The organism is Vallitalea maricola (genome assembly GCF_036985595.1).
GTDB lineage: Bacteria > Bacillota > Clostridia > Lachnospirales > Vallitaleaceae > Vallitalea > Vallitalea maricola.
Window position 1 is genome coordinate 1 of record NZ_BTPU01000038.1, and the last position, 12,131, is coordinate 12,131.

12 protein-coding genes are annotated in these 12,131 nt (G+C 29.5%); 8 read left to right on the forward strand and 4 right to left on the reverse strand.

Going from position 1 to position 12,131, the window contains the following annotated elements; genetic code table 11:
• Positions 1-573: 573 nt before the first annotated feature.
• Complete coding sequence (locus tag AACQ14_RS12960; protein ID WP_339364001.1) at positions 574-2,514, forward strand: endonuclease MutS2; 1,941 nt, start codon at positions 574-576, stop codon at positions 2,512-2,514.
• A gap of 26 nt (positions 2,515-2,540) precedes the next feature.
• On the forward strand, positions 2,541-2,900 hold the full coding sequence (locus AACQ14_RS12965) for an MmcQ/YjbR family DNA-binding protein (RefSeq protein ID WP_339364003.1): 360 nt from the start codon (positions 2,541-2,543) through the stop codon (positions 2,898-2,900).
• Positions 2,901-2,924: 24 nt separating this feature from the next.
• Here the strand turns inward: AACQ14_RS12965 and AACQ14_RS12970 are convergent, their stop codons facing one another.
• Positions 2,925-3,233 carry a hypothetical protein gene (locus AACQ14_RS12970; protein ID WP_339364004.1) on the reverse strand — a complete coding sequence of 103 codons (309 nt, stop codon included), beginning with the start codon at positions 3,231-3,233 and terminating at the stop codon, positions 2,925-2,927.
• 160 nt (positions 3,234-3,393) lie between these two features.
• The gene (locus AACQ14_RS12975; RefSeq protein WP_339364005.1) at positions 3,394-3,783 is read right to left on the reverse strand and encodes a hypothetical protein; all 390 of its coding nucleotides are present in this window, start codon (positions 3,781-3,783) and stop codon (positions 3,394-3,396) included.
• A gap of 224 nt (positions 3,784-4,007) precedes the next feature.
• On the opposite strand from AACQ14_RS12975, the gene AACQ14_RS12980 reads away from it, so the two are divergent.
• From AACQ14_RS12980 to AACQ14_RS12990, 3 genes are read left to right on the forward strand one after another with little or no spacing between them, the layout of a single operon-like run.
• Complete coding sequence (locus AACQ14_RS12980) at positions 4,008-5,225, forward strand: mechanosensitive ion channel family protein (protein ID WP_339364006.1); 1,218 nt, start codon at positions 4,008-4,010, stop codon at positions 5,223-5,225.
• Positions 5,226-5,247: 22 nt separating this feature from the next.
• Positions 5,248-5,925, forward strand: a complete 678-nt coding sequence (locus tag AACQ14_RS12985) for a uracil-DNA glycosylase (protein ID WP_339364007.1) — start codon at positions 5,248-5,250, stop codon at positions 5,923-5,925.
• Positions 5,926-5,942: 17 nt separating this feature from the next.
• The gene (locus AACQ14_RS12990) at positions 5,943-8,099 is read left to right on the forward strand and encodes a DNA topoisomerase III (protein ID WP_339364008.1); all 2,157 of its coding nucleotides are present in this window, start codon (positions 5,943-5,945) and stop codon (positions 8,097-8,099) included.
• A 31-nt stretch (positions 8,100-8,130) separates the two neighbouring features.
• On the opposite strand, the gene AACQ14_RS12995 is transcribed toward AACQ14_RS12990, so the two are convergent.
• Positions 8,131-8,385 carry a spore coat protein gene (locus AACQ14_RS12995; protein ID WP_339364009.1) on the reverse strand — a complete coding sequence of 85 codons (255 nt, stop codon included), beginning with the start codon at positions 8,383-8,385 and terminating at the stop codon, positions 8,131-8,133.
• Between the two features lie 16 nt (positions 8,386-8,401).
• Entirely contained in the window at positions 8,402-8,581 is a 180-nt protein-coding gene (locus tag AACQ14_RS13000; protein ID WP_339364010.1) for a hypothetical protein, read from the reverse strand.
• Positions 8,582-8,734: 153 nt separating this feature from the next.
• Between AACQ14_RS13000 and AACQ14_RS13005 the strand changes: the two genes are divergently transcribed.
• From AACQ14_RS13005 to AACQ14_RS13015, 3 genes are all read left to right on the forward strand, one after another.
• Entirely contained in the window at positions 8,735-8,893 is a 159-nt protein-coding gene (locus tag AACQ14_RS13005; RefSeq protein ID WP_339364011.1) for a hypothetical protein, read from the forward strand.
• 130 nt (positions 8,894-9,023) lie between these two features.
• On the forward strand, positions 9,024-10,283 hold the full coding sequence (gene rpsA / locus AACQ14_RS13010) for a 30S ribosomal protein S1 (protein ID WP_339364012.1): 1,260 nt from the start codon (positions 9,024-9,026) through the stop codon (positions 10,281-10,283).
• A gap of 272 nt (positions 10,284-10,555) precedes the next feature.
• Positions 10,556-12,130 carry a hypothetical protein gene (locus AACQ14_RS13015; RefSeq protein WP_339364013.1) on the forward strand — a complete coding sequence of 525 codons (1,575 nt, stop codon included), beginning with the start codon at positions 10,556-10,558 and terminating at the stop codon, positions 12,128-12,130.
• Position 12,131 lies beyond the last annotated feature (1 nt).

Genomic DNA, 12,131 nt, shown 5'->3' on the forward strand with positions numbered 1-12,131 from the left:
CGGCGTCCTGCCTCACTACTCCACATATACATATACTATTTTGCCCTGAATAATCTTGGATGTTATCACAAAACACTTTTTCTTCTTTATTAGCAAACTATTGGCTGTTTTTATATTTTTAATATGTTGTAAGTTTGTCACAACAATTATCCGTTGACAAAGACCGAATTATCTAGTAATATGAAATTAGATAATTTAAGTATATGAATGTGAGAGGTACGTTTATGGCGAAGGTGTTCTTTAACTAATCTAATTTAATAGCGGCATGATAAAATTATAATAATCTTACTTTTTGGTAGAATTATTATGCTTTTTTGATATGCCTTAGTAAGTACTGATTATACCTACATGATAGGTTTAATAAGTGTACTTATTATTAGATTTTTTAATAGAACATTTATATACTGTAATTATCATATTTATATACGTTTCATATATAAAATATTTGTGTAATTATGGCTGAAAATGATTATGTTCATTTTCAGCTTTTTTAATTTGAAAATAATAATATTCTATTTTATGGAACTTTGAATCAATAATAAACTTTAATATAGACAAATGGAGGTAATACCGTTGAATATAAAAGCTTTAGAGCTATTAGAATATAATAAAATCAAGGATAATGTAAGAAATCTAGCAGTATCAGAATTAGGTAAGAAGTTGATTGATGATTTAAAACCCAGTGATGATATAGACAGGGTCAAAAATCAATTAATTGAAACAACAGAAGCAAGAAGTATAATGGATAAAAGTTCAGCAGTACCTATTCAAAATCTAGTAGGAATTGAAAATGTTATAGAAAAATTGGGAAAAGGAACAGCTCTTAATCCAGAAGACTTACAAAGTATCTTAGGATTGTTGCGTAGTACCAAAAAGTTAAAAAGATTCATGGAAGAAAGGAAATATATAGCACCTACAATCAGTAATTATGCTTTTTCTATGTTTGAACTAAGTGATGTTATTGAGGAAATAGATAAATGTATAGATAATTGTCACGTTGTAGATAAAGCTAGTACACAACTAGAAAAGATAAGGAAAAAAATATATATTGCAGAAAATAGAGTGAAGGTGAAATTAGATGACATAATAAAATCACCAGCTAATAGAAAATATCTACAAGAAAATATAGTAAGTATTAAAAACGGAAGACATGTTATAGCTGTAAAAAGCGAATATAGAAATAATATAGCGGGTAGTGTAATAGATAAATCCTCAACAGGTTCCACATTGTTTATAGAACCTCAGGCAGTAAGAAAATTACAAAGTGAACTGGATTTACTAAAAATAGATGAGGAAAAGGAAGAATATCAGATTCTATTATACTTGACTTATATGGTTGAATCCTATAGCAGAGAACTAAACATTAATATAGAAACCATGGCTTATTATGATTATGTATTTGCAAAAGGCAAATACAGTAAAAGTATCAATGGAAGAAGTGCAGAAGTTAATTTTGACGGTTATATCAAGATTAATGGTGGTAAACATCCAATGCTTGGGAATGATGTAGTTCCACTAGATTTTGAAGTAGGTAATGACTATAGTGCATTAGTGATAACAGGACCTAACACAGGAGGTAAAACTGTAGCTCTTAAGACTATAGGATTATTTACAGCAATGATACAATCTGGATTACATGTTCCAGTCCAAGAGGGAAGTGAATTCTCTATATATAGTGATATATTAGTTGATATTGGTGATGGTCAAAGCATAGAACAATCCCTCAGCACCTTTTCAGCACATGTTAAGAATATAATAGAGATTATGAAGGCTGCTACTAAATACACATTAATAATCCTAGATGAGTTAGGTGCAGGAACAGACCCAGCTGAAGGAGAAGGGTTAGCAGTATCTGTTCTAGAGGAATTATATGATAGAGGATCAACAATAATAGCTACATCCCACTATAGCAAAGTTAAAACATTTGCAACAGAGCATAAAGGATTCAACAATGGAAGAATGACATTTGATATAGCTACATTAAAACCTATGTACAAATTAGTAATAGGCGAAGCTGGAGAAAGTAATGCTTTTATAATAGCCCTTAGATTAGGTATGAAAACAGATGTCATTGAAAGAGCACATAAAATAACTTATAATGAAGAAAAGAATTACAAATCATTACTATCCAGTGGGCAAACCAACAAGGAAAAATTAAAAGTAAATTACTATACAAAAGTTAAACGTCCAAAATCCTTAGATAGACATAAACAGATTGAGGAAACTAAGAAATCAATAGTAGAATATAATATTGGAGATGTAGTCTATGTCCATACTGTTAAGCAAAAAGGAGTAGTGTATGAGAAGCTGAATAAAAAAGGTGAAGTTGGAGTAATGGTAAGGAATAAAAAGATGTTGGTTCAGTTTAAAAGATTATCACCTTTCTTAGATAGTAAAGATCTATATCCAGAAGATTATGACATGGATATCATATTTGAAACAAAAGAAAATAGGAAGAAAAAGAAGACTATGAATAGGAAATATGTAAAAGATATGGTAAGAGACATCGAGTAAAAGATAAAACGATATGGAGGAATAATATGTTAACTCGTGATGAAGTGAAAAAATATATACTAAGTAAACCAGGTGCTTATGAAGATTATCCTTTCGGGGACGATGTACCAGTATTTAAGATATGTAACAAGATGTTTGGTCTTTTCAACAGTGGTAATGATGAACTTAGAGTTAACTTGAAAAATGACCCTAGCGAGGCTCTTTACCTTAGAGATAATTTTGAAGCTATTATACCAGGATATCATATGAATAAAAAACATTGGAATACAATTATTATAGATGGTAGTTTACCTGATTCCATGATTAAGGAATTGATTGACAAATCATATATGCTTGTCTATAGTAAATTAAAGAAAAATGAAAGAGAAATTATAGATAAAAAATAAATATATGGGGTAAGGATACGTTGATTATACTGGATAATGAATTATTGCTGCTATTTTGGAAATAGGAATATCGGCAATAGATCCAGGTTTATATAAACAAGGGGGAGAGTTATTAAAGGTTCTATTGAAATTAATCATATTTTTTGGTGATTCGTCATGCTTTTTTATTACCCCTAGCGTTAGAATTAATGTAACGTAATCTTCGTGGATTGCTGCAAGTGTTCCAGTAAAATCAACGCTATTATCATTACACCCAACAGTGTGAATCGTAACTGTCTTATAAAGGAACTTTTTCAAGTTATCTGAGAATATATTATCAACCATATTAATCACCGTAATGTACTCTATTGAAAATTATATAGAGAAATCTATGTGATTAATTATATTAGAATATTAGTATAATTATTACTGATAGGAAGTTGTATATACTCATTATATATTTATATTAGTGAGATTATATGAAGAAAGCAGGGATATCCCTGCTTTTTTATTGCTATTGAACAGCGTTTTGTACGAAAGATGCAATCTTATCACAAGGTATTAAAGTAACAGAACCTAAATAGTTGTAATTACCATATCCATTGTAACCGAAACCACAGCAACCGCCACCGCAACCGCCGCCGCAACCACTACCGCTACCATAGCTACCATAACCAGATTTACATGTATTACATCCTTGACCACAACATGCTGCACATGGTCCTTGGATTGGATAAGTAGGAGCTCCACCTGGGCAAGTTAATAACTTAATAAAACACTCTGTACAAGCAAGAACTATACCAGTAAAACCACAACCTGATGCGCCTCCGCTTGTTGTAAAAATAGTAACTGTTTGACCTATTAATCTACCAAGATCATGATGGAAACCATAACCGTCAGCCATTTATTCTAACCTCCTTTTATTATCTTGTCCTAGTATATAGTATGTCTAGGTGTCCTAATGTGTGAAAAATAAAATAGAAAAATTTTTATTTATATGCTATAATTTTTATGCTATAGAAAAATAGCATGATTAAGATATATAAATAATGATTTACAGGCTGATTGTTAGAAAGAAATGCACACTTTATTATGAAAATACAATGAAGATTAGAGAGGTAAATAAGAATGGTAAATCGTATTGGTATGTTGTTAGAGAGATATGATATATATAATCAATGGGTAAGTATTGCTATATCTATAATGATAATTATATTGATTTGTATTATAGTCCAGAAAATAACCAAATATATTATACTTAATATTATCCAGAAAATAGTTAATAAAACAGATAATGTCTTTGATGAAATATTATATGAGAAAAAAGTATTTCATAATATATCACATATAGCTCCAGCCATTATAATATATATATTCTCTAATTCGTTTGAATCAAGGGAGATAATACAGAGTATTGTATATGCATATATTCTGCTTATACTTACTTTAACTTTATTTAAGATATTAGATTCAATACAACAAATATATAGAACTAAAGAGTTTTCAAAGAGTAGGCCAATCAAAGGTATTATACAGGTTATCAAAATTATAATATGTGTATTTGCTGTTGTATTCATTGTTGCAATATTCACAAGTGATTCGGCAGCTTGGGCTATGTTAAGTGGGCTTGGTGGAATGTCAGCTATTATTATTCTAATATTCAGGGATTCCATTTTAGGTCTTGTTGCAGGAATTCAATTATCAACTAATAATTTATTAAAAATTGGTGATTGGATAGAAATGCACCAATTTGGCGCAGATGGTGAAGTAGTCGATATATCATTAACTAATATAACTGTGGAAAATTGGGATAAAACCTTAGTCAACGTTCCTGCATATAAGTTTATAGATGAATCATTCAAGAATTGGAGAGGAATGACAGACGCTGGTGGAAGAAGAATAAAGAGAGCAATCCATATAGACATAAATACTATTAGATTTCTTGATGATAAACTATATGATCATTTAATGGAAGTGGACATATTAAAAGATTATTTGACTAGTAAACAATGTGATATTAATACTTATAATAAGAGTTGTAACATGGTTAATAATGTTAATGGCAGGAAGCTTACTAATATTGGTTCATTTAGAGCCTATGTGATAGAGTATCTTAAGAGAAATCCTAATATTCATAATGATTTTACCCTACTAGTAAGACAATTAGCTCCTACGGATACAGGATTACCAATAGAAATATATTGTTTCACTAATGATACAGCATGGGCTAACTACGAAGGAATCATGGCAGATATTTTTGACCATCTGTTCGCAATAATTAGTGAGTTTGATTTGAAAGTATATCAAAATCCATCAGGTTCAGATTTTGTAAGATTGGCTAAGTAAAAATAAAAGGGGATGGAATTAGATGAAAAAAATATTCGAGAATGATTGGCAACAACTTCTAGATGATGAATTTGATAAAGAATATTATAAAAAATTACGACATCAGTTAAAAAATGAATATAGTAATTACATTATATATCCTGACATGTATGATATATTTAATGCATTGCATTACACATCCTATGAAGATGTCAAAGTTGTTATATTAGGTCAAGATCCTTATCATGGACCTAATCAAGCACATGGGTTGAGTTTTTCAGTGAAAAAAGGAGTGAGGATACCACCCTCTCTAGTAAACATATATAAAGAACTAAATAATGATTTGGGCTGTAAAATACCAAGTCATGGTAATCTCACCAAGTGGGCTAAGCAAGGTATACTATTACTGAATGCATCATTGACAGTAAGAGCTTCCAAGCCTTCTTCTCACAGTAAAATAGGGTGGCAGATTTTTACTGATAAAATAATATCTCTCCTAAATGAACGAGAGGACCCTGTTGTTTTTATTTTATGGGGGAACTATGCAATTTCTAAGGAAAAACTTATTACGGGTGATAGACATTATATAATAAAATCTGTTCATCCAAGTCCATTATCAGCAAGCAGGGGCTTTTTTGGCAGTAAACCATTTTCCAAGGCAAATGATTTTTTGAAAAGTATTAATAAAGAAGAAATAGATTGGCAAATAGATGAGATATAAAAAAGGATGGATAAGAAATGGGTAAAACGTTAGTATTAGCTGAGAAACCTTCTGTTGGTAGAGAAATCGGAAGGGTTCTTTCATGTAAGAGAAAATCAGATGGAGCATTATATGGAGATAAATATGTGGTGACTTGGGCACTTGGACATTTAGTTACTTTAGCTAACCCAGAAAGTTACCATGAAAGATACAAGAGTTGGAATATGAATGACTTGCCCATGCTTCCAGAAAAGATGAAATTAGTAGTTATCAAAAAAACTTCCAGACAATTTGGTGTTGTTAAGAATCTCATGAACAGCAAAGATATAACAGAAATTGTAATTGCAACAGATGCTGGAAGAGAAGGTGAACTTGTAGCAAGATGGATTATAGAGAAAGTAAGAGTTAAAAAACCTATAAAAAGATTATGGATTTCATCACAAACAGATAAAGCAATAAAAGATGGATTTAAAAACTTGAAAGAAGGAAAGGCATATTGGAACCTATATAGGTCAGCATTTGCAAGGTCAAAAGCAGATTGGTATGTTGGACTTAATTTGACTAGAGCATTAACTTGCAAACATAATGTGCAATTATCAGCTGGTAGAGTTCAGACACCAACTCTTAATATGATAGTTCAAAGAGAAGAAGAAATAAATAAATTTGTTCCAGCAAAATTCTGGGAAATAAAGTGTTCAGCGAAAAATGTTGAATTTAACCTATTGGCTAATGAAGGTATCTCAAGAATATTCAACAAAGAAAAAAGAGATAGCATATTGGAGAAACTAAAAAATGAAGATGGTGTTGTAAAGAGTGTAGAAGAAAAGGTTAAGAAAATAAATGCTCCTTATGCTTATGATTTAACAACACTACAAATTGATGCAAATAATAAATATGGTTTTTCTGCAAAGAGAACCTTACAAATAATGCAGCAATTATATGAGCACCATAAAGCGGTTACTTATCCAAGGACTGATTCTAAGTATATATCCAAAGATATAGTGCCTACATTAAAAGAAAGATTAGAAACTATAACATCCAGTTCATATAAAGGCTTTGCGAGAACATTACTTAGAACGAAATTAAATGTTTCCAGTAGATTCGTAGATGATAAAAAAGTAACTGACCACCATGCTATTATTCCTACAGAACAAACAGTATTTCTAAATGACCTATCATCAGATGAAAGAAAAATATATGATCTTATAGTAAAAAGGTTTTTAGAAGTTCTTTCTAAGCCATGTGAATATAAAGAAATAAAAGTAAGACTTAGTGTAAAAGATGAATTATTCAATGTAACTTACAAAAATATTATTAATCAAGGATGGAAACAGATAGGTTCCAATAATGAAGAGATTAAAAATGAACAGATAAAATTTAAAAAAAATGACAAAGTGAAAATAGATAAAGTTTTTTATAACGAAGGTTCAACAAAACCACCTTCAAGATATACTGAAGCTTTACTATTAGCTGACATGGAAAATCCTAAGCGTTTTGTTAAAGAAAATAAAATGAAAGAAACTCTATCAAGTGTGGGGGGAATAGGTACTGTAGCAACAAGGGCAGATATCATTGAGAAACTATATAATACCTATTATATAGAAAATAAAGATGGTAAAATACATCCTACCTCCAAAGGCAAACAATTGGTAGAATTAGTACCAGAAGATATAAAATCACCTATACTCACTGCAAAATGGGAAATGGAATTGACTGGTATTAGTAAAGGTAATGTAAAAGAATCTAGGTTCACCGAAAATATAAAAAACTATACAAAAGAACTTGTAGAGAAAGTTAAAAAAGATAATGTAACTTTTAAACATGATAATATTACTGGTGAAAAATGCCCAGATTGTGGTAGTAATTTATTAAAAGTAAATAATAAAAAAGGTGAGATGCTAGTCTGTAAAGATAGAGAATGTGGCTATAAGAGAATGCTTAATAGAGCAACTAATGCAAGATGTCCCGAGTGCCATAAGAAAATGATAATGGTTGGCGAAGGAGACAAAAAAATGTTCATATGCAATAATTGCGGTTTCAAAGAAAAGCTGAATTCATGGAACAAGAGAAAAGAATCCAAATCTAATCAAATGAATAAAAAACAAGTAAAGAATTATATGAACAAGATGAAAAAAGATGCTGAGAAACCATTGAATAATGCTTTTGCAGATTCATTATCAAAATTTAAGTTTTAAAATAGGGGCTGTAAGACAGCCCCATTAATTATTATTGTGGTTTATTAGCAAATTTTGTTTTAGCTTCTGATACTTTATTTTGTTGTGCTGCTTCAGTCTTATACCATCCCTTAGTAGCCATTTCTTTATACACATTGTCTTGAGTACAGAATGAATTATTCAATGCGTTTTCAAATTCTTGTCTAACATTAGGGGTAGCAGCTTCTGTAACAGCTGTTGATAATGTTGAGCATAGTTGTTTTTCTGAAACTAAACAATCATTTAATAAATCTTCGTCTTTACGCATAAAAAAACCTCCTTAGTTAACTATTTAATTGATTATATATACCGTTATAACAATCCATATGCTTAGTAGCCATTTGATTACATAAATTCTTAAGACTTTGATCTTGTACTTGAGTACTATAATCTTGGTATTTTTTAATTAATGTTTTTGTTTGTGTTAAAACATCGTCAATATAAGATAATTCTTTTGTTGTCATAATAACCTCCTATAAAAATTTGATTGTATATTTATTATTATACAAATTTATGAAAATATTCATCTTTATTTTGTTTTTTTTGAACTAATAATATTTTGAAGTTTACATACTATAATAGGTGTAAACAATTTAAAACTAGGAGGTATTAATAAGATGGCAAAAGCTGGTATGAAAAGACCTAATCCAGAAGAACCACATGGGACTGAAAGTAATAGAAAACATAGATTCCCTAAAAATGACATGAGAATTGTACAAGAAATACAAGGAAAAGCTAAGACAGGTAATAAAAAAGCAAAAAACATAATTGATTAGTAATTTGTATACAAAAAACCTTTTCAATATTGTAATTTTAATGTATTATATAATAAGGTATATTTATAAGATAACTTTCGTAGCATCTTTGTTGCTACGAAAGTTAAGTTATTAGAAAGGAGAAGTAAAAATGGACGAAAAATTTACTGAGAAGTCTCCAGCAGAAATCGTAGATGCTGTGGATAAAGAAGAAGTTAAAGAAGAAATCAAAGAAACAGAAGTAGAGAATACACCTTCAATGGAAGACTACGCTGAGGAGATTGATAATACTTTTGTAAAACTTTCAGAAGGTGATATTGTTGAAGGTAAAGTGTTATCTGTAACTGATACAGAAATACTTGTTAACATAGGATATATTTCTGATGGTATTATACCTGTTCAAGAAATAATACATGATGAAAATGTAAGTCTAAAAGACTTGTATAAGGAAAATGACATAATCAAAGCACAAGTCACTGATTTACATGATGGTGAAGGAAATGTACTGCTTTCTATTAAAAAAGCTGAACAAATAATAGTTTGGGATGAATTGAAAGAAGCCTTTGAGAATAAAACTACAGTAAAGGTAATCGCAAAAGAAGCAGTTAAAGGTGGAATCAAGTGCGTTATAAAAGGTATAAGAGCTTTTATGCCTGGTTCTAGATTATCAGTTAATTATGTAGAAGACTTGAATGAGTTTGTAGGTAAAGAACTAAAAGCAAGAGTAATTGACTTAGATGTAGAAAAGAAAAATGTTGTTTTATCAAGAAAAGAACTTGAAAAAGAAGAATTGGAAAAGAAAAAGCATAAATTACTTCAAAATATTAATAAAAATGATAGAATGTCTGGTGTAGTTAAGAGAATCACTAATTTTGGAGCTTTCGTTGATATAGGCGGTATCGATGGACTTGTACATATTAATGATTTGTCATGGAAGAGAGTTAAACACCCTTCAGAAGTAGTTAATGTAGGGGACAATGTCGAAGTATATGTACTTAATGTTGATAAGGAAAGAGAAAGAATCTCACTAGGACTAAAAAATGTTAATGATGACCCATGGCTTAATATAAAAGAAAAATATTCTGAAGGCACTATCTATGAAGGTACTGTTGTAAGATTATTAAGTTTTGGAGCATTTGTAATGTTAGAAGGCGGTATTGAAGGACTAGTTCATATATCAGAGATAGCTGACAAAAGAATAGAAAAACCAGAAGATGTTCTAGAAATCGGCGATAAAGTTACTGTAAAATTACTAGGTATAGATCAAAAAGGCAAAAAAATAAAACTTAGTATAAAAGAAGCTAAAGACGATGTTAATAAAGAAGAATTCAATAAATTTAATGATGACTCAGAGATATCAACTAGTTTGAAAGATGTATTTAAAGGAATAATGGATAACTTTAAAGAGTAAACTTGATTTGGGATATATGTTGAAGAGTTCTATAAATGAAATGTGAAGAACATTCCAAGGTATCATTATAAATACATGGAATGTTCTTTTTATATAAAAAGGAAACAAAATTATATTGAAAATATTCTTGTTTTATGTCATAATTATTTAACGATGACAGTAGTTAGAATTAACATTGCATCTGAAATAGTTTCCTATTTTTATTCATTATTTTAAATATAGTAAATAAAATAAAAGTAATAAGAATATTAATATAAACTGAGGAGGGAATTATGAAGAAATGTCCAAAATGTAATGGTGAATGCTTAGAAGAATCTACGTTTTGTGGTATCTGTGGATATAAATTTACGGATAATACTGAACCAGAAATAATTAATGAGGAGAATTTATCTATGGAAAATGACGACAAGCAACTTAATCAAACTGACGATAAGACTATACAAAATAGTACTGTAGAAAAATCGGATGTTAATAATGATTTTACCGATAATAACGTAATGGATGATGGCATTTACGAAGTTGTTGAAGAAGGAACAGAAGAAGTTAACGTTATTAAGGAAGACGATAGTAATAATATAGGTAATAAAGGAAAAGGAAATAAAGTAATTGCTGGAGTAGCTGTTGGACTTATAGTTGCAGTTTTAGCTTTTGCTACAGTATTAATATTTGGAAAAGATATATTTAATAAAAAAAGCCAAGAAGAGAAATTAGTAGATGCTTTTGAAAAATTATTAAACGCTAATACTATAGACGCGACTTATAATTTTTCATTTACTGATTTAGATATTCAAGGTATGGACGATAGTGATCCACAAGGAGCACTTGTTGCAAATATCATTAAAGATTTTAGTTTTGATGTAAATACAAAAATGGATAGAAAAGAGCATATTATGGAAGGTGACATTAACATTAATATGCAAAATAATAAACTAATGACTGCTGATTTCTATATTGATAAAGAATTAGCTGGAATAAATATACCTTTCATATATGATAAGACTTTCTACGTTACATGGGACAGTCTATTCAACAAGATAAAAGATGAAACAGACATTAGTATTAATTGGAAAGATTATCTAGAACTATTAGACAAAGATAATTATCCATTAGCTAAAAATATTGATAAAAGTAAGTACAATGAATTAGCTAGTGAATTCGTTAAAGAAATATTAGGAAATGTAACTAAAGAATCAGTAAGAGTCGGTGACCAAAATATTAGTTGTGATAAATATCCATTACAATTGGATTATGCTAAAATGATGGAATTTGTTTTTAAGATAATGGATGAAATGGTAACTGATGAAGATGCAAAAGCATTTATTTATGAAGTTGTTGATAAAGTTTCAGAAAAAATTATTGCAAATGAAGATTATACATATTTTGATATTACTGAGGAAGAATTCAAAAATGGTATCGAAGAATTCAAGAATAATTACGAAGATATGTTAGATGAATTAGACGGTAAATCAATCTTGGAGAAAATGGCAGAAGAAGAATTTGATATTAATACCTTACCAGATTTAATGGAAGCAGGAATTAATATTAAGGCAGATGTTTTTGTTGATAAAAACAATACAATAAGAAAAGTTGATTTCATAGAAGAAATTAGTGATACTAGTGCGAATATGAAAATGGGAGTAAAATTTGAATATGTAATCAATTCAATAAATAAGAAACTTAAGTTTAATGGTATTGACAAATCAGCAGGTGTTAATCCTATAGAACTTAATCAACAACAGATAGAAGAGTTAATTGTTGAAATGCAAAGCACAATAATGGGTAAGGTAATGACTAACCCATTCTTAAGTCAATTACTAGGACAATTTAGTGGAGGTCAAATGTACTAAA